Source organism: Bradyrhizobium ganzhouense, assembly GCF_049949285.1.
Taxonomy (GTDB): Bacteria; Pseudomonadota; Alphaproteobacteria; order Rhizobiales; family Xanthobacteraceae; genus Bradyrhizobium; species Bradyrhizobium ganzhouense.
On sequence record NZ_CP181318.1, the window covers coordinates 6,564,047 to 6,581,320 of the forward strand.

The following is a 17,274-nucleotide window of genomic DNA, read 5'->3' on the forward strand; positions in this document are numbered from 1 at the left end:
CGCAAAATGCGGCGGACGTTGCCGTCCGCCGCATTTCCCCCCACACGCTCCGCCTACTTCGATCCGCCGCGGAGCTTATTTCTTCAGCGCGAACACCCAGATCACGCCGCCTTGCGGCACATTGGACTCGATGCCGATGTTGTTGGTCGCGAGCGCGTCCTGGATGCGCTGTGCGTCCACGCCCCAACCCGACTGGATCGCGACGTATTGCGTGCCGTCGATCTCATACGACACCGGCATGGCCATGATGCCGGAGTTGGTCTTCTGCTCCCACAGCACTTCGCCGGTCTTGGCGTTGAAGGCGCGAAAGTTGCGGTCGTTGGTGCCGCCGGCGAAGATGAGATCGCCTGCTGTCGCCGTCACCGAGCCGAACAGCTGCGACTTCGGGAAATTGTGCTGCCACACCTTCTTGCCCGTCGCGGGATCCCAGGCCTGCAGCTCGCCGAAATGATCAGCGCCGGGCTTCGCCTTCAACCCGATATCCTCCGGTTTGGTGCCGAGCCAGAGCTCGCCTGGCTTGAGCGGCACTTTCTCGCCGGTGAAGCCGCCGCAGAAATTCTCGTTGGCGGGAACATAGACGAGGCCGGTCTTCTGGCTATAGGCCGCCGACGGCCAGTCCTTGCCGCCCCACAGTGACGGACAGAACTCGACGCGCTTGCCGATCGCCGGCTTGTGATCGGGATCGACGATCGGACGCCCGCTTTCGGCGTCGATGCCCTTCCAGACGTCGGTGGCGACGAACGGCCAGCCGGCGACGTAGTTGATCTTGGTCGGTGTGCGCTCGAGCACCCAGAAGATCGCGTCGCGCCCCGGATGGATCAGGCTCTTGAAGGTGCGGCCGTCGCGCTGCAAATCGACGAGCATCGGCGCGTCGACCTCGTCCCAGTCCCAGGAATCGTTTTGGTGGTACTGGTGATAGGTCTTGATCTTGCCGTTGCTGGGATCGAGCGCGAGCACCGACGAGGTATAGAGATTGTCGCCGGGATGGGTTTCGCCGGGCCACGGCGCGGCGTTGCCGACACCCCAATAGATCGTCTTGGTGTCCTTGTCGTAATTGCCGGTCATCCAGGCCGAGCCGCCGCCGGTCTTCCAGTCGTCGCCCTGCCAGGTGTCATGACCGGGCTCGCCCTCGCCGGGAATGGTGAAGGTGCGCCACAATTCCTTGCCGTCATTGGCATCGTAGGCGACGACGTAACCGCGCACGCCGAGTTCGCCGCCGGAACCGCCGACGATGACCTTGCCGTCGACGATCAGTGGCATCAGGGTCATGTACTGACCCTTCTTGTAATCCTGCACTTTGGTATCCCACACCACCTTGCCGGTCTTGGCATCGAGTGCGACGACATGGTCGTCGGTGGTGGCGAGATAAAGCTTGTCCTCCCACAGGCCGACGCCGCGGCTGGTCGGATGCAGCTGGAACAGATCGTCGGGGAGCTGCCGCTTGTAGCGCCAATATTCATCGCCGGTCTTCGCGTTCAGCGCGATCACCTGCCCCATCGGCGTTGCCACGAACATTACACCGTTGTTGACGATCGGCGGCGCCTCGTGGCCCTCGACCACGCCGGTGGCAAAGGTCCAGACCGGCGTGAGATCCTTGACGTTGGTGGTGTTGATCTGGTCGAGCGGGCTATAGCCCTGCCCGTCATAGGTGCGCCGATAGAGCATCCAGTTGCCTGGTTCCGGATTCTCCAGGCGCTGCTGGGTGACGGGCGCATAGCTCTCGATCGGGCCCGCGATCGCGGCGGTCGAGGCGACACACGTGAAGGCGACGAAGCCGGATAGCAGTAATTGCTTCCTGGTCATGGACGTTCCCCTTTTTCATCCGTTTGAATTCTTGTTTTGAATTCTTGTCGTTCGTCCCGACGTCCGCCCCTCGGCGGATGCGGCCTCTCGTGACGCGGGCACACCCCGCACCGTCATCATCCTGGCTGTACGCCACCTACCTTTCCCATGAAGCCGCCCACGACGCTGAGCGAGCCGTCAGCCAGCGCCAGCGGCAACGCGGCGAGCCGCCGCGGCGCCGGTCCGAACACCACTTGCGCGCCGGCGCGGGGATCGTATTCGGAGTTGTGGCACATGCACTTGAACACCTCCTTGTCGCCGACATCGCTCTTGACCCAGGCGGTGACGGGACAGCCGGCATGGGAACAGATCGCCGAATAAGCGATGATGCCGTCGACGGCACGCGCGCGCGTTTGTTCGTCGAGCTCAGCCGGATCGAGCCGAATGATCAGGATCTCATTGAGCCGCGATGCGCTGCGCACCACCGATGTCTTGGGGTCCTGCGGCCAGGCATGTACCGGCGGACCGCCGGCCGTCAGATCAGCCGCTTTGATGAGCTTTCCTTCGCTGTCGCCTTCGGAGAACACGAGCACGTCGCCCTTCTGCGGACGTTCATCGGAGCCTGGTGGATCCTCTCCCGCACGCGCCGGCGCGGAACAGCCGAGACAGGCCGTCGTGGCGAGCGCGCCGAGCAGCAGCGTTCGCCGCGTTTGCTCCGCGCTCACATCGGCTTCAGGTTCCGCAGTGCTGTCGGAGGATGACGACGTGATGCTGAATGATGCGCGTGACATGCACAGTAGCAGGCGCTGTAACTCTGCCGAAATGAAGGCGAAGAATTGGCGCCGCAGTGCATCAATATGACTATGCTCGTTTTGATTGAACACGATTGCGCGGATTCAAACACGTTTTTGCCAATTCAACGTCATGCCGCGCGATCGGTATGATGATTTTGCAGATCAGACTAATGATGTTGGAATTGGTGCAACGCGCTGTAAACAGCGCGATGCAACCTCGAAGCGATTCAACTGCACGTTTTGCAGGCAGCTTTCGCCCTCGTCAGGACCTGAGCACGTGACGCGGCGACGCGATGCGGCCGGCAATGGTGGCCGACGCCATCTCAAAACTATCAGCGATGCGACGCGCCCTGTCGATAAAGAGTGCGGCCGCTGGCGGCGGGCACACTTCGCGCGCGGTCTGTTCGAACAGATCGAGCCAGCGATCGAAATGATCGCCGACCAGGCTCAGCGGCATGTGCGCCCGCATCGGCGAGCCGTGGTAGCGCCCGCTCATCAGCACCACCGACGACCAGAAATCTTTGAGCTTGGCGAGATGCTCGTCCCAATTCCCCACGATCGCGAACACCGGCCCGAGCAACGCATCCTCGCGGACGCGTCCGTAGAAACGGGTGACAAGTTCCCCGATCATCTGCTCGGTGATCCCGGTGCGCTCGATCGCATCCTGGGTGAGCAAGTTCCGCCGTTCGGCCGCAGCTTCCCGCTCAGCCTTCAGTCGATCCGACATGTCCTTCGTTTTCCGTTTTCGTTGTTCCCGCCAGCCGCCCGTTCGACATTGTCGGGCCAATTGCGTGCGTCGTCTTTGACACAGCGCAAATTGCGGGATTGAGCGGCGAGCGCTAAGGCCCGCCGCCTGCGCCAAATCAGGCGCCGTAGCTGTAAAAGCCCTGCCCGGTCTTGCGGCCGAGATGGCCGGCATCGACCATTTCCCTGAGCAAGGGGGCCGGACGGTATTTGGGGTCGTTGAAGCCCTTATAGAAGACCTCCATCACCGAGAGCATGGTGTCGAGGCCGACGAGATCGGCCAGCGCCAACGGCCCGATCGGATGGTTGCAGCCGAGCTTCATGCCGGCGTCGATCTCCTCCGCGGTCGCAATCCCCTCCTGGAGCGCGAAGATCGCCTCGTTGATCATCGGGCACAGGATGCGGTTGACGGCGAAGCCGGGGCTGTTCTTGGCGGTAATCGCCACCTTGCCGACGCGCTGGGCGAAGTCCAGCGCCTTGGCGTGGGTGTCGTCGGAGGTCTGCAGGCCGCGGATCAGCTCCAGCAGCTGCATCACCGGCACCGGGTTGAAGAAGTGCATGCCGATGAAGCGATCGGGGCGATCCGTCGCGGCGGCAAGCTTGGTGATCGAGATCGACGAGGTGTTGGTCGCGAGCAGCGTGCGCGGCGACAGCGTGGCGCAGAGATCCTTCAGGATCTTGACCTTGAGCTCCTCGTTCTCGGTCGCAGCCTCGATGACGAGATCGCAATCGGACAGTTTGGCGCGGTCGGTCGTGCCGGTGATGCGCTTGAGTGTCGCCTCGCGATCGGCCGCCGACATCTTCTCCTTCTTGACCAGGCGCTCGAGGCTGCCGCCGACGGTCGAAATGCCGCGGTTCACCGCCGCATCAGAGATGTCGACCATCACGACCGAAAGCCCGGCCGCGGCGCATATCTGGGCGATGCCGTTGCCCATGGTGCCTGCTCCGATGATGCCAACGGTATTGATCATAGAATGACGTCCTTCTCGTTGTGCGAGCCCGGCCTCTGCGGCAGCGTGCCCGGTTTGACCTGAATTTCGACTCGCGGCGCGCCTTGAGTGCTGCGCCGCATCCTGGCTCTTCCTTAAAGCATCCGTGGCGAGAATAAAGTCGCCTTTCCGCTTCCAAAGGGCATGATTTCGCGGCCTCGCGGCCAGTTTGGCCCAAGTTTTGCGGCTGGCTTCGCCCCCGGGATTGCCGAGGGCGCAGGGAAGGCCGGGCGCCGGCTGGCACCCGCGGTCCGCTGTGCGCGTGTAGCGCAAGGAAAACTGCACAGCGGCGTACAGGGCAGCCGAGACATCCCGACCTTCCCTGCGCGAGTGGTTTGACGGCTTATGCCGTGCCCTCCCCGGAGCCGAATTCCTTTGGCCTCCGTCGCCTTGCGAAAAGTCGACGGCGAGGAGCCGGTTGGCCGCTGCCGCCTTCCGCAAGGCTTGACTGTAGCAACGACAGTCAGGACCACACGGTTTTGCCGTACGCAGCGCGCGCCGTTCGTCACACGCGGTCGGAGCTCACGAGGTTCGGCTCAATCCTCCGCTCGCCCTGCTCCCGACCCTTGCGTGCCGACGCGCCCGCGTCCACCGCAACTCACCCACGTACCGGACGACTCGCGATCCGCCCCTCGTGCCGGGTGAGGTGAAACGACACATACGCCAATTCCGAATTTCGGTAAAGTGGAATATTTTAACAGGGATGACTTGACAATCGTTCAGGCCGTTTTGCCCGCCTGGCCGGCGCCGACGGCAACGACCTTCACCTCGATGCCTTCGGCCTTCGAGAACAGCGGCAGCAAATAGCCGAACAGGCCCGACTGCTCCGTCGACGTCGTCGAGGCCACGGTCATGCTGCGGTCTTGCGCCAGCGCGCATGTCACCTCGCCGCAGCGGATCGGAACGATCCTGTCTTCGGGAGGATCGGACATGCGAAGGTTCGCCTTGCTGCCCGCATAACCTAAGCGCGACGGCCGGGAACGCCGCGGCGGTGCTTTGTCGCATCTGGGTTCCCAAGACCTGCGAAAGGGAACGCCCTCACGCCTGCCTCACGACTGATGAACCCCGCGTGAGTTGCCGCGCGATCGTGTGGCAGCGTGGAATATCGCCCGCTTCGCCCGATCCATTCAATGAAACGGTTTGGAGCGTCCCATGACCAAGACAAGCATCGTCGCCGCCTTGCGGATCATTTTGTCGCTTGCGATCGCCGGCCCGGCCCAGGCCTGGCCCGGACAGTCGTCAAGCATCGACTGCGCGTCGGGCGGCGAACCCACAGAATGCGAAGTGCTCACCATGACGCTGGTCCACCAGCACGCCCTCGCGCGTCCGCGCATCCGCAGAACGGAGCACGCGGCCATCCCGCTTGCGCCAACGCACCGGCCCGATCGCAACGAAGATCCACTCGCATCGATGCACTTCGAATGAGCGCTGTGGCGCGCGAGGCTGTGCAGATGTTCTGCAATTGGTCCCGCCTCAATTGACAGGGGTGTGACGGCCGGGGCAGTTTTTCACATTGCTGGCGAATCAGCGATTGCCCTTACGGCCCGAGTACCTCTTGGACAACTCCCAGTGCTTTCGAGACTGATATCGTTGCTGAGCCGCATTCCTGCGGTGAAATGGGCGTTCAACCGGCTTCGGCCTCTGCCGCACAGCGGCAGTCTCGACGTGGCGCCGATCGCCGCGGATGAAGAGCCTGCCCTCATGGCGGAAGCTACTCCAGCTCTCGACAACACCGCCGAACCTGTCGTCGTGGAGAGCCCGTCAGCGGCGCCGGCTGATATCAGTGCCAGCGACAATTCATCAGTAGAGCCGTCGGCAGAGGTCGAGCCTGTCATCGAGGAAGAAGTATCGACCTCTTCGGTTGATGCAACTTCGGAGCTTCCAGCCGATGTCGAGCCGGCAGTCGAAGAGCTGGCCTTCATCGCACCTGTCGAGACGGAGACGGCTTCGGTCGAGCCCTCCGAGCGCTTCATTGAAGACGAGCCCGCATCCGCCGCTTCCGTGGAGCTCGAAGCGGTTGCCGTCGATGAGACGCCCGTCATCGTGGTCGACACTGAGGTCCCCGCGCCTGTCGTCGTCGAGGCCAGCATCGACAGCGAGCCCGCTCCCAGCGTCGCCGCAGAGATCGAGCCGGTCGCCAACGATCTTTCGCCCGTCGCTGCCGTTGTTGCTGAGGAGACGATCGCCGACGCGCCGGTTGCCGCCATGGATATCGAGCCGGCGCCCGTGTCGCCCGCCCCGAAGAACCCCAGCGCGCCGAAGGCTCGTGCAAAGGTCCTGGAGCCGGCTGATCGCGCCGCGCTGATCCGGCAACGCTGGGCCGAGACCGGGATCCGGATGTGGAATCCGCGGCTTCACGGCACCGGCGATGCCACGCTGAATATCCAGGGGCGCATCGGACTGCTGCCGCCCGAGCCCGGCGAGACGATGCCGCGCTACGACAAGCTCGAATTCAAGATGCTCGGCGGCCAGATCGTCTGTGAAGGCGTGATCGTCGAGGCACCCGTGCATGCGGGCCAGCGCAGCTTCACCCGGCTCGCCGAGCCGCGTGGCTCCGATCGCACCCGCGAACCGGCGCGGGAACGCCAGGCCGCCCTCGCCTGATCCTTTCCCTCCGCGACGACATGCGCTCGACCGCCGGGGTGACGATCGGGCGCCAGGCTCCGCTTGGCGTTTAGGGGATCGGATAGCCCTTCCAGACCCACTCCAGCGCCGAAGGCAGCGTTTGCGCGATCGTCGGACGATCCACGTGCTTGGCGTTGCGCACGAACAGGAACTGGTAGTGGTATCCCTTCTCCGCCAGCACCTTTGCCGTCAGCGCGTTGGACAAGGTCCAGTCGTGCATGCCGTCGGGAATGGTCGGATTGGGATAGAACAGATCCTGGTCGCCGCCGAAGAACCAGAAGCGGATCGGCTTGGTCGGCGCGGCGACGATCAGCGGAACGCCGGGCGGCTCGGCCGGCGTCAGCACGCCCGCCTTCGAGATGAGGTTGGGCGTGGCCGGTCCCGTCCATGCGCTGTGATATTCCCAGGCGCCGCCACGCAGTGACGGATCATGCGGCCATTGCTGGTTGACCATGGTCGGCGAGAAGGCCAGCACGCGGTGATAGAGATCGGGATAGAACCACGCCATGGTGAAGGCTGCCACGCCGCTCGAGCTCAGCCCCATGGTCGCGCGCCCTTCGGGGTTCCTGGTGAGCTTGACGCCGGCGTTCTGCTCGACCAGCGGCAGCACCTCGCGCTCGACGAACTGAGCGTAGATACCCGACACCGCGTCATACTCGCGCCCGCGCTGGCTGCCCTGCGCATCCTGTCCGCCATTGCCTATCTGGATCGCGATCATCGGCGGCACGCGGCGCTGCGCGATCAGATTGTCGAGCGTGGTCGGGAGATCCTTGTAGGCATTAGAGCCGCCGTCGCCGATCACGATGAAGGGCGCCTCCGTGCCGGGCACATATTGCGCCGGAACATAGACGTCGATGGTGCGCGACCAGATGCCGGGATGGCTCGTGGTGACGATCATGTTCGACTTGTCGTCCGGCGCGGTTACGGTCGTCATGATCGAGGAGTTGCTGCAGCCGGCGACGTCGTCGCGGATCAGGCCGGGATCGTAGATCGTGCTCTCCTTCGACGACAGCGTGAAGGATTTTGTCGTGCCGCGCGGCACGCCTTCTTTCACGATAGTCTCGGGCGCAGGATTGTGGGTGGGACCGATGATGAAATTGCCCTCGGCACCCGGCGGCGGCAGCGTGCCGTCGGGCAGCTCGGTCGCCCGCGGATAGTTGGGATTGGAGGGATCGCGCGTCGGCGGCGTGGTCTTGAAATCGAGACCGGTGGTGTCGATGAAGAACGGCGCCGCCTTGTCGGTGGTGTTGGCGCCCGGCGGCACGGCCATGTTCTGGGTGACGCAGGCCGGCTGCGCCAGGGCGATCGAAGCGAAGGAGACGACGGAAATCAGCGTCCCCCCAAGGACTGTCAATGAATGGGTCATTTCAGCTCCCGATGTTGACGGCTCTAGCCGGCTCGTCTTGACGCAAAGTATGGCGACCGGCTCGCACGCGGTCAAACGCGTTGGGCGCAGTCCGGCAATCGCCGCCATGCTCAAACAGGACAGCGACCGTTATTCCGCGCATGACGCGGAATTTTTCGAGCATCAGGCCGTTGCTGCTTCACCGCGCAACATCTAGCGTGCGACCAGCGGCCCCGCCTGCGGTCGCAACGACAACAGCAAATCGGGAGGACAATCCATGAGAAGGCTTGCGGTCGCGCTATGTGCGCTGGCGCTTTTCGCACCTGTTGCGCAGGCGCAAACCATCAAGGATTTTATGGCGGCGGTCATGGTAAAGTGGACCGCTCCGTTCGAGCCGTTCCAGCTCATCGACAACATCTATTATGTCGGCACCGACGGCATCGCCGTCTATGTGATCAAGACGTCGCAGGGCCTGATCCTGATGGACACCGCGATGCCGCAGTCGACCGGCATGATCAAGGACCACATCGCCAAGCTCGGCTTCAAGGTCGCCGACATCAAATACATCCTCAACACCCACGCCCATCTCGATCACACCGGCGGCTTTGCCGAGATCAAGAAGGACAGCGGCGCACAGCTCGTGGCCGGCGAGCGCGACAAGCCGCTGCTCGAAGGCGGCTATTATCCGGGCGACGAGAAGAACGCAGACCTCGGCTTTCCCCCGGTGAAGGTCGACCGCACGGTGAAGGAAGGCGACAAGGTTACGCTCGGCGACACCACGCTGACGGCGCATGAGACGCCCGGCCATTCGCCGGGCTGCACCAGCTGGGAGATGACGGTGAAGGACGGTGGCCAGGACCGCGAGGTGCTGTTCTTCTGCAGCGGCACCGTGGCCCTGAACCGGCTGGTCGGCCAGCCGACCTATCCCGGCATCGTCGACGACTATCGCGCAACGTTCGCCAAGGCCAAGGCGATGAAGATCGACGTGCTGCTCGGGCCGCACCCCGAGGTCTATGGCATGCAGGACAAGCGCGCGCAGCAGATCAAGAGCGCCAACCCGAATCCGTTCGTCAAGTCGGGCGAGCTTGCGACCTACGCCACGCGCCTGTCGGAGGATTTCGACAAGCAGCTCGCCAAGCAGACGGCTGCGCTTCAACCGGCGAAGTGAAGGCCGCCGTCTCCTCTGCGCGGCGGTAGGTGGCGCGATTGACGAGTGCCTCGCGAAGGAACGCGAGCGCCTGGACCACGGCGCAGCCGGGGTCGTGGCCTGAAGGCGATTGGCGCCCCGACTACTTCGGCAGGCTCGGCAGATCGAGCCCCTTGTCGCGGGCGCAGTCGATAGCGATGTCGTAACCCGCATCCGCATGGCGCATGACGCCGGAGGCCGGATCGTTCCACAGCACGCGCTCAATGCGCTTGGCGGCTTCCGGCGTGCCGTCGGCGACGATCACCATGCCGGCGTGCTGCGAATAGCCGATGCCGACGCCACCGCCGTGATGCAGCGAGACCCAGGTCGCACCGCTGGCACAATTCAATAGCGCATTGAGCAGGGGCCAGTCGGACACCGCGTCCGATCCGTCCTTCATCGCTTCGGTCTCGCGGTTGGGGCTCGCCACCGATCCGCTATCGAGATGATCGCGGCCGATCACGATCGGCGCCTTCAACTCACCGCGTGCCACCATGTCGTTGAAGGCGAGGCCAAGCCGGTGACGATCGCCGAGGCCCACCCAGCAGATCCGCGCCGGCAGGCCCTGGAACTTGATGCGCTCCTTGGCCATGTCGAGCCAATTGTGCAGATGCTTGTCGTCAGGCATCAGCTCCTTGACCTTGGCATCGGTCCTGAAGATGTCCTCGGGATCCCCTGACAGCGCGGCCCAGCGGAACGGCCCGACGCCGCGGCAGAACAACGGGCGGATATAGGCGGGCACGAAACCGGGGAAATCGAAGGCGTTTCTCAGGCCCATGTCCTGCGCCATCTGGCGAATGTTGTTGCCGTAGTCCAGCGTAGGGATACCCTGCGCGTGGAAATCCAGCATGGCCTGGACGTGCTCGACCATCGATGTCTTCGACGCACGCTCCACCGCCTTCGGATCGGACGCGCGCTTGGCTTCCCAATCGGCGAGCGTCCAGCCCTTCGGCAGGTAGCCGTTGATCGGATCATGCGCGCTGGTCTGGTCGGTGACGATGTCGGGCTTGACGCCGCGGCGCACCAGCTCGGGAAAAATCTCCGCGGCATTGCCGAGCAGGCCGACCGAGACCGCGTGCTTCGTCTTCGCGGCCTCCGCCATGATCGCCAACGCTTCGTCGAGCGTTGCCGCCTGCTGATCGAGATAGCCGGTGCGCAGGCGCATCTCGATGCGGCTCGGCTGGCATTCGACCGCGAGCATCGACGCACCGGCCATGGTCGCCGCCAGAGGTTGCGCGCCGCCCATGCCGCCGAGACCGGCGGTGAGAATCCATTTGCCGGCAAGGCTGCCGCCATAATGACGACGGCCGACCTCGACAAAGGTCTCGTAGGTGCCCTGCACGATGCCCTGGCTGCCGATATAGATCCAGGAGCCTGCGGTCATCTGGCCGTACATCATCAGGCCCAGGCGATCGAGCTCGTTGAAATGGTCGAGCGTCGCCCAGTGCGGCACGATGTTCGAGTTCGCGATCAGCACACGCGGCGCGTCGGCATGGGTACGAAACACGCCGACCGGCTTGCCGGACTGAACCAGCAGCGTCTGGTCGTTCTCGAGCTTGCGCAAGGCCGCGGTAATCCGGTCAAAGCTCTCCCAGTCGCGCGCGGCGCGGCCGATGCCGCCATAGACCACGAGCTCGCTCGGGCGCTCCGCGACATCGGGGTCGAGATTGTTCATGAGCATGCGGAGCGGTGCTTCCGTCAGCCAGCTCTTGGCGCTGATGTCGCTGCCGTGGGGTGCACGGATGGTGCGGTCGTTGTCCAGTCGGCGGTTCATGAAGACCTCTTCAGTCAAGTCTCGGAAACGGATCAGTCGGAAGCACCGTGAGCGCAGCAGCCGGCAACGCGTCGGCTTCGATCAGCGCAGCCGCCTTGGCGAGATCGCCGGCCATGTAGCGGTCGGCACCAAGCGCGGGCACTTGCTCACGCAACGCCGCGATGACAGCGACGAGCGGCGCGCTCGTCGCATGCGGCGCGCGCAGTGTGATGCCTTGGGCTGCGACCAGAAGTTCGATGCCCAGGATCGCGGCGAGATTGTCGGCCATGTCCGTCAGCCGCCGCGCGGCATGCGCGGCCATCGAGACGTGGTCTTCCTGGTTGGCGCTGGTCGGCGTCGAGTCGATCGAGCAGGCCGCCGCGCGCTGCTTGTTCTCGGCATAGAGTGCGGCCGCCGTCACCTCGGCGATCATGAAGCCGGAATTGATGCCGGGATCCGGTGTCAGGAACGGCGGCAGGCCGAAATTGAGCGCGGGATCGACCAGCGTCGCGATGCGCCGCTCGCTGATCGCGCCGATTTCCGACAGCGCCAGCGCGATCGTATCGGCGGCAAAGGCGACCGGCTCGGCATGGAAATTCCCGCCCGACACGATCTCGGCAGTCTCGACCAGGACCAGCGGATTGTCGGTCACGGCATTGGCCTCGGTGATCAGCGTGCGCGCGGCCTGCGTGATCAGGTCGAGCGCGGCGCCGGCGACCTGGGGCTGGCAGCGCAAGCAATAAGGATCCTGCACACGCTCATCGCCCTCGAGATGCGAAAGCCTGATGTCGCTGCCATCGAGCAGCGCGGTCAGCGTTGCCGCCGCGGCGACCTGGCCGGGATGGCCTCGCAGCGCCTGGATCTCCGGGCGGAACGGCGCCGTCGACGCCATGGCGGCGTCGACCGACAACGCGCCGGTGACGAGCGCCGCGCGCGCGAGACGAAACGCGCGCAGCACGCCGGCGATGGCGTAGGCCGTCGAGAATTGCGTGCCGTTGATCAGCGCGAGGCCCTCCTTGGGGCCGAGTGTCAGCGGCATAAGGCCGGCAGCAGCAAGTGCCTCGTGGCCTGACACGGTCTTGCCGTCGACGATCGCCTGTCCCTCGCCGATCATCACCGCCGTCATGTGCGCAAGCGGCGCCAGATCGCCGGAGGCGCCGACCGAACCTTGCTGTGGCACCAGCGGATAAACCCGCCGTGCCAGCATCGTCTGCAATTGCTCGATCACCGCGCCGCGCACGCCCGAGGCTCCGCGCCCGAGCGAAACGATCTTCAGTGCCATCATCAGCCGCACGATCGGCTCGGGAGTCGCAGGGCCGACCCCACAGCAATGCGAGACGATAAGATTGCGCTGGAGCAGCGCAGTCTGGTCCGGCGGAATGCGTTTCGACGCCAGCTTTCCGAAGCCGGTATTGATGCCGTAGACGGGCGCCGCGGCTTGGGCGGCCTTTGCGACGATCTGCGCCGCCGCCCCGATACGCGGCCAGAATGACGGATCGAGCACGACAGGCGAGCCCGCCAGCACGCGCGCGAGATCATCGAGGCTGACCATTCCCGGCTTGACGACGATCGCTGCGCCCGGCTCCGTCACTGGCCCCTCCAGACGCGGCGATGCAGCGGGTTGAAACCGATACGATAGACGAGCTCGGCGGGCCGCTCGATGTCCCAGATCGCAAGGTCGCACCATTTACCGGCTTCCAGCGTGCCGGTGTCATCGAGCACGCCGAGCGCCCGCGCGCCTTCGCGGGTGATGCCGGCCAGGCATTCGGCGACGTTCATCCGGAACAGCGTCGCGCCCATGTTCATGGCGAGCAGCAGCGAGGTCAGCGGCGAGCTGCCGGGATTGCAGTCAGTCGCGAGCGCCATGGCGACGCCATGCTTGCGAAAGGCCTCGACTGGCGGCTTCTGCGTCTCGCGAATGAAATAGAATGCGCCGGGCAGCAGCACGGCCACCGTTCCGGCTTTCGCCATCGCAGCAGCACCGGCTTCGTCGGTATGCTCCAAATGATCGGCGGAGAGCGCTGAGAATCTTGCCGCGAGTGCAGCGCCGCCAAGGTTCGAGAGCTGATCGGCATGGAGCTTGACCGGCAGACCGAGCGCCCTCGCCGCCTCGAACACCCGCGCCGTCTGCTCCGCCGAGAACGCGATGCCTTCCATGAAGGCATCAACGGCATCGGCAAGGCCCGCTTTTGCGACAGCGGGCAACATCTCGCTGCAGACGCGATCGATGTAGCGATCCTTGTCGCCGTCGGCCTCAATCGGCAGCGCATGCGCGCCGAGGAAGGACGTGCGGATCGCAACCTTCCGCTGACGACCGAGGCTGCGCGCAGCGGAGAGCTGCCGCATCTCGGTCTCGGTGTCGAGGCCATAGCCGGACTTGATCTCGACCGTGGTGGCGCCCTCGCCGATCAGCGCATCGAGCCGCGGCAGCGCGCTTGCGACGAGTTCGGCCTCACTCGCCTTGCGCGTCGCCGCCACGGTCGAGACGATGCCGCCGCCGGCACGCGCGACCTCCTCGTAGCTCGCGCCCTTCAGCCGAAGCTCAAACTCATGCGCGCGGTTGCCGCCATAGACCAGATGGGTGTGGCAGTCGACGAGGCCCGGCGTGATCCACCGCCCCTCGCAATCGATCCATTGGATAGCGTCAGCATCAACAGGAAAATCCGCCGCCGCGCCCGCATAGACGATATGGCCGCCGCGTATGGCGATCACGCCATGCTCGATTTCGCCGAGATCGGGACGGTCGGCGCGCATTGTGGCGAGCCGGGCGTTATGCCAGATCCGGTCGAAGCGCTCTGCCATGCCACTGTCCCTTCGCGAAGTCCCTGCGCCCTGGGATGCTTGACTTATATGTCTAGACATATAATCGTAAGCCGGTTCTGTCCAGCCGGCGTGTCATCATGTCCCGACTGCATTTCGCCTCAGCGCTCCTGCCCTCGGGCTGGGCCAATGACGTGCAGGTGGTGATCACCGCCGGCGCGATCGCGGAGGTGACGCCGGACGTGGCGCCGAACGCCGGCGACGAGCGCCACGCCCTCGCACTTCCGGGATTGGCGAGCCTGCACAGCCACGCCTTCCAGCGCGGCATGGCCGGACTTGCCGAACTGCGCGGCGACTCGACCGATACATTCTGGACCTGGCGCGAGACGATGTATCGCTTCGCGCTGGCGATGACGCCGGATGATGTCGCCGCCGTTGCAACGCTGCTTTATGTCGAGATGCTGGAGCAGGGTTTTACCCGCGTTGGTGAGTTCCATTATTTGCATCACGATCGGGACGGCTCGCCCTACGCCGATCCCGCCGAGATGGCCGTGCGCATCGCGCAGGCCGCCGAAGCCTCAAGCATCGGCCTGACGCTGCTGCCGAGTTTTTATGCGCACGGCTCCTTTGGCGGCGCTGCGCCGCATGACGGTCAACGCCGCTTCATCTGCTCTGTCGATCAGTTCGCCACGCTGATGGCTGCCTCGCGCAAGGCAATCGCAAACTTGCCTGGCGCCAGCATCGGCATCGCGCCACACAGCCTGCGCGCGGTGGCACCGGACGAGCTCGCGGCGGTCATTCCGCTCGCCGAAGGCGGGCCGGTACACATTCATGCCGCTGAGCAGGTCAAGGAAGTCGAGGATTGCCTTGCCTGGTCGGGACGACGCCCGGTGCAATGGCTTCTGGAGCATGCGCCGATTGATCAACGCTGGTGCCTTATTCACGCGACCCACATGACGGATGATGAAGTCAGTGCATTCGCGAAGACTGGTGCGGTGGCGGGTCTCTGCCCCATCACCGAGGCGAGCCTTGGCGACGGCATCTTTCCGGCGCGTGAGTTTCTCGGCGCTGGCGGCCGGTTCGGTGTCGGCACCGATTCCAACGTGCTAGTCGGCGCCGCCGACGAGCTGCGCCAGCTTGAATACGGCCAGCGGCTCAAGCACCGCACGCGCAACGTGCTCTCATCCGGTGCCGGCCGTTCGACGGGGCGCACGCTGTTCGACGACGCCCTTGCGGGCGGAGCCCGGGCGCTGACGCAAGCGACGGTCGGCCTCACGCCGGGCGCGCGCGCTGATATCGTCACGCTCGACGCGACGCATCCGTCGCTGGCGGGACGTTCGCGCGACGCCGTGATCGATGGCTGGATCTTTGCGGCAGGCGACGGCGCGATCGATTGCGTCTGGGCCGGCGGCGACAAGGTCGTCGAGAGTGGTCGGCACAAATTGCGTCAAGCCGCGCGCGAGCGCTTCAACGCAGCGGTGCGGAGGCTCGTTGCATGAGCCTCGCCACCAACGCGGCCGACAAACCGACGCTCTACAAGCGCATCCGCGCCGACATCGAAAAGCGTATCCTGACCGGCGAATGGCCGCCAGGCCACCGCATTCCCTTCGAGCACGAGCTGGTCGCGCGCTACGGCTGCTCGCGCATGACGGTGAACAAGGCGCTGTCGGAGCTCGCGCAGGCCGACCTGATCGAGCGCCGGCGCCGCGCCGGCTCGTTCGTCCGCCGGCCGCAACATCAGTCGGCGGTGCTCAAGATCGCCGACATGCGCGCCGAGATCACCGGGCTTGGCCGCACTTACGGCTACGAGCTGATCGGCCGCAGGCTACGTGCAGCGACCGCCGCCGACCGCGAGCGCCTTGGCGTCAAGAAAGCCGGCAAGGTGGTTGCGATCACCTGCCGTCACAGCGCCGACAATGTGCCCTTCGCGGTCGAGGACCGGCTGATCGATCTCGCGTCCGTGCCAAATGCCGCGTCCGCGGATTTTTCGCGCGAGCCGCCGGGCTCGTGGCTGCTTCATCATGTCCCATGGACAGAGGCCGAGCATACGATCAGCGCCATTATCGCGGATGATCGCACGGCGGAAGCACTCGACATCGCCGTCGGAGCGCCATGCCTCGTGATCGACCGCTATACATGGCGCAGCGCGCGCACGATCACCGCGGTGCGGCTGCTCTATCCCGGTGACTCTCACCGCCTTGTCGCCCGATTCAAGGGAGGCTGAGAGAACGATGTCGGCACAAATCGTGCAGCGCTTCGGGCAACGGTGCCCTATGGACCGACAGAGATCAACAGGACGTCAAACCATCGATCGGCAAGAGGACGACAATCATGCGTAGTTCGACAGTTTTTGCGACAATCATTGCTCTCGCGGCCGCCACTCCCGTGCTCGCCGACGACGTCAAGGTCGGCGTCGGCATCTCCGGATGGACAGGTTTCGCGCCGCTGACGCTGGCGAAGGAAGCCGGCATCTTCAAGAAGAACGGCCTCGACGTCACCATCAAGAAGATCCCGCAGAAGGACCGCCACCTCGCGATCGCCTCCGGCGACGTCCAGTGCGCGGCGACCACGGTCGAGACCTGGATCTCCTGGAACGCCAACGGCGTCGCGACCAAGCAGATCTTCCAGCTCGACAAGAGCTTTGGCGCCGACGGCATGGCCGTGCGCAACGACGTCACGTCGATCAAGGAGCTGAAAGGCAAGACGGTTGCAGCTTCCGCGCCCGGCACCTCGCCTTATTTCGCGCTGGCCTGGATGCTGAAGAAAAATGGCCTGTCGGTGAAGGACGTCACCGTCGTGAACCTCGAGCCGGCCGCCGCCGCGCAGGCCTTCGTCTCCGGCCAGAACGATGCCGCGATGACCTATGAGCCGTATCTGTCGACTGTGCGCGCCGCGCCTGACAAGGGCAAGATCATCGCGACCACGCTGGACTATCCGATCGTGATGGACACGTTCGGCTGCACGCCGAAATTCCTCAGCGAGAACCCGAAAGCGGCGCAGGCGCTGGCCAACAGCTACTTCGAGTCGCTCGACATGATCGCCAAGGACCAGGCCAAGGCCTATGAGATCATGGGCGCCGACGTGAAGCAGACCGGCGAGGCGTTCGGCAATTCGGCAAAGTACCTGCGCTGGCAGGACAAGGCCGCGAACCAGAAGTTTTTCGCGGGCGACTTCCTCGCCTTCAACAAGGATGCGGCCGACCTCCTGCTCGAGATCGGCATCATCAAGGCCGCGCCGAAGGTCGAGGATCTCTACGACGCCAGCTTCATCAAGTAAGCTTCGACGAGCTGCCGGTC

General features: G+C 64.7%; 15 protein-coding genes and 1 pseudogene. 7 read left to right on the top strand and 9 right to left on the bottom strand.

Going from position 1 to position 17,274, the window contains the following annotated elements; all coding sequences use genetic code 11:
- Positions 1-75: 75 nt before the first annotated feature.
- The 5 genes and pseudogenes from ACLFLU_RS30370 to ACLFLU_RS30390 all read right to left on the bottom strand — a co-directional run.
- Positions 76-1,803: a methanol/ethanol family PQQ-dependent dehydrogenase gene (locus tag ACLFLU_RS30370; RefSeq protein ID WP_426408409.1), complete on the bottom strand. Its 1,728-nt coding sequence runs from the start codon at positions 1,801-1,803 to the stop codon at positions 76-78.
- A 116-nt stretch (positions 1,804-1,919) separates the two neighbouring features.
- The gene (locus ACLFLU_RS30375) at positions 1,920-2,573 is read right to left on the bottom strand and encodes a ubiquinol-cytochrome c reductase iron-sulfur subunit (protein ID WP_426408410.1); all 654 of its coding nucleotides are present in this window, start codon (positions 2,571-2,573) and stop codon (positions 1,920-1,922) included.
- A 265-nt stretch (positions 2,574-2,838) separates the two neighbouring features.
- Positions 2,839-3,303 carry a group III truncated hemoglobin gene (locus ACLFLU_RS30380; protein WP_426408411.1) on the bottom strand — a complete coding sequence of 155 codons (465 nt, stop codon included), beginning with the start codon at positions 3,301-3,303 and terminating at the stop codon, positions 2,839-2,841.
- Positions 3,304-3,439: 136 nt separating this feature from the next.
- Positions 3,440-4,291 carry a 3-hydroxybutyryl-CoA dehydrogenase gene (locus tag ACLFLU_RS30385; protein ID WP_426408412.1) on the bottom strand — a complete coding sequence of 284 codons (852 nt, stop codon included), beginning with the start codon at positions 4,289-4,291 and terminating at the stop codon, positions 3,440-3,442.
- Between the two features lie 752 nt (positions 4,292-5,043).
- Positions 5,044-5,241 (bottom strand): annotated as a pseudogene (locus tag ACLFLU_RS30390) (hypothetical protein); the annotation flags it as partial.
- Positions 5,242-5,461: 220 nt separating this feature from the next.
- Here ACLFLU_RS30390 and ACLFLU_RS30395 point away from each other — a divergent pair.
- Both ACLFLU_RS30395 and ACLFLU_RS30400 read left to right on the top strand, forming a co-directional pair.
- Positions 5,462-5,734, top strand: coding sequence for a hypothetical protein (locus ACLFLU_RS30395; RefSeq protein ID WP_426408413.1), 273 nt, complete (start codon positions 5,462-5,464; stop codon positions 5,732-5,734).
- A 144-nt stretch (positions 5,735-5,878) separates the two neighbouring features.
- Complete coding sequence (locus ACLFLU_RS30400) at positions 5,879-6,913, top strand: hypothetical protein (RefSeq protein WP_426408414.1); 1,035 nt, start codon at positions 5,879-5,881, stop codon at positions 6,911-6,913.
- A gap of 70 nt (positions 6,914-6,983) precedes the next feature.
- Here the strand turns inward: ACLFLU_RS30400 and ACLFLU_RS30405 are convergent, their stop codons facing one another.
- The gene (locus ACLFLU_RS30405) at positions 6,984-8,300 is read right to left on the bottom strand and encodes an alpha/beta hydrolase (protein WP_426408415.1); all 1,317 of its coding nucleotides are present in this window, start codon (positions 8,298-8,300) and stop codon (positions 6,984-6,986) included.
- Positions 8,301-8,349: 49 nt separating this feature from the next.
- On the opposite strand from ACLFLU_RS30405, the gene ACLFLU_RS30410 reads away from it, so the two are divergent.
- Both ACLFLU_RS30410 and blaBJP read left to right on the top strand, forming a co-directional pair.
- A complete protein-coding gene (locus tag ACLFLU_RS30410; RefSeq protein WP_426408416.1) occupies positions 8,350-8,496 on the top strand; it encodes a hypothetical protein in 147 nt (48 codons plus the stop codon).
- Positions 8,497-8,556: 60 nt separating this feature from the next.
- The gene (gene blaBJP / locus ACLFLU_RS30415; RefSeq protein ID WP_426408417.1) at positions 8,557-9,447 is read left to right on the top strand and encodes a BJP family subclass B3 metallo-beta-lactamase; all 891 of its coding nucleotides are present in this window, start codon (positions 8,557-8,559) and stop codon (positions 9,445-9,447) included.
- Between the two features lie 121 nt (positions 9,448-9,568).
- Here blaBJP and hutU read toward each other — a convergent pair whose 3' ends face one another.
- Genes hutU through hutI form a run of 3 tightly spaced genes read right to left on the bottom strand, consistent with a single transcriptional unit; the run spans position 9,569 to position 14,020 of the window.
- A complete protein-coding gene (hutU, locus tag ACLFLU_RS30420) occupies positions 9,569-11,239 on the bottom strand; it encodes a urocanate hydratase (RefSeq protein WP_426408418.1) in 1,671 nt (556 codons plus the stop codon).
- 10 nt (positions 11,240-11,249) lie between these two features.
- The gene (hutH, locus tag ACLFLU_RS30425) at positions 11,250-12,809 is read right to left on the bottom strand and encodes a histidine ammonia-lyase (RefSeq protein ID WP_426408419.1); all 1,560 of its coding nucleotides are present in this window, start codon (positions 12,807-12,809) and stop codon (positions 11,250-11,252) included.
- Positions 12,806-14,020: an imidazolonepropionase gene (hutI, locus tag ACLFLU_RS30430; RefSeq protein WP_426408420.1), complete on the bottom strand. Its 1,215-nt coding sequence runs from the start codon at positions 14,018-14,020 to the stop codon at positions 12,806-12,808. The genes hutH and hutI overlap by 4 nt, the downstream gene beginning before the upstream one ends.
- Before the next feature lie 98 nt (positions 14,021-14,118).
- On the opposite strand from hutI, the gene ACLFLU_RS30435 reads away from it, so the two are divergent.
- From ACLFLU_RS30435 to ACLFLU_RS30445, 3 genes are all read left to right on the top strand, one after another.
- Positions 14,119-15,477 (top strand): formimidoylglutamate deiminase, encoded by a 1,359-nt coding sequence (locus tag ACLFLU_RS30435; protein WP_426408421.1) that lies wholly within the window; start codon positions 14,119-14,121, stop codon positions 15,475-15,477.
- Positions 15,474-16,202 carry a histidine utilization repressor gene (hutC, locus tag ACLFLU_RS30440; protein WP_426408422.1) on the top strand — a complete coding sequence of 243 codons (729 nt, stop codon included), beginning with the start codon at positions 15,474-15,476 and terminating at the stop codon, positions 16,200-16,202. Before ACLFLU_RS30435 ends, hutC begins: the two co-directional genes overlap by 4 nt.
- Before the next feature lie 107 nt (positions 16,203-16,309).
- The gene (locus tag ACLFLU_RS30445; protein ID WP_426408423.1) at positions 16,310-17,254 is read left to right on the top strand and encodes an ABC transporter substrate-binding protein; all 945 of its coding nucleotides are present in this window, start codon (positions 16,310-16,312) and stop codon (positions 17,252-17,254) included.
- The last annotated feature ends 20 nt before the right edge of the window (positions 17,255-17,274 follow it).

Excerpts from the sequence above, each read along its gene's own strand:
- ACLFLU_RS30370 (WP_426408409.1), bottom strand. The coding sequence starts at position 1,803 with ATGACCAGGAAGCAATTACTGCTATCCGGCTTCGTCGCCTTCACGTGT.
- ACLFLU_RS30395 (WP_426408413.1), top strand. The coding sequence starts at position 5,462 with ATGACCAAGACAAGCATCGTCGCCGCCTTGCGGATCATTTTGTCGCTT.
- ACLFLU_RS30445 (WP_426408423.1), top strand. The coding sequence starts at position 16,310 with ATGCGTAGTTCGACAGTTTTTGCGACAATCATTGCTCTCGCGGCCGCC.
- hutI (WP_426408420.1), bottom strand. The coding sequence starts at position 14,020 with ATGGCAGAGCGCTTCGACCGGATCTGGCATAACGCCCGGCTCGCCACA.
- ACLFLU_RS30375 (WP_426408410.1), bottom strand. The coding sequence starts at position 2,573 with ATGTCACGCGCATCATTCAGCATCACGTCGTCATCCTCCGACAGCACT.
- blaBJP (WP_426408417.1), top strand. The coding sequence starts at position 8,557 with ATGAGAAGGCTTGCGGTCGCGCTATGTGCGCTGGCGCTTTTCGCACCT.
- ACLFLU_RS30385 (WP_426408412.1), bottom strand. The coding sequence starts at position 4,291 with ATGATCAATACCGTTGGCATCATCGGAGCAGGCACCATGGGCAACGGC.
- ACLFLU_RS30410 (WP_426408416.1), top strand. The coding sequence starts at position 8,350 with ATGGCGACCGGCTCGCACGCGGTCAAACGCGTTGGGCGCAGTCCGGCA.
- ACLFLU_RS30405 (WP_426408415.1), bottom strand. The coding sequence starts at position 8,300 with ATGACCCATTCATTGACAGTCCTTGGGGGGACGCTGATTTCCGTCGTC.
- ACLFLU_RS30380 (WP_426408411.1), bottom strand. The coding sequence starts at position 3,303 with ATGTCGGATCGACTGAAGGCTGAGCGGGAAGCTGCGGCCGAACGGCGG.
- hutC (WP_426408422.1), top strand. The coding sequence starts at position 15,474 with ATGAGCCTCGCCACCAACGCGGCCGACAAACCGACGCTCTACAAGCGC.
- ACLFLU_RS30435 (WP_426408421.1), top strand. The coding sequence starts at position 14,119 with ATGTCCCGACTGCATTTCGCCTCAGCGCTCCTGCCCTCGGGCTGGGCC.
- hutU (WP_426408418.1), bottom strand. The coding sequence starts at position 11,239 with ATGAACCGCCGACTGGACAACGACCGCACCATCCGTGCACCCCACGGC.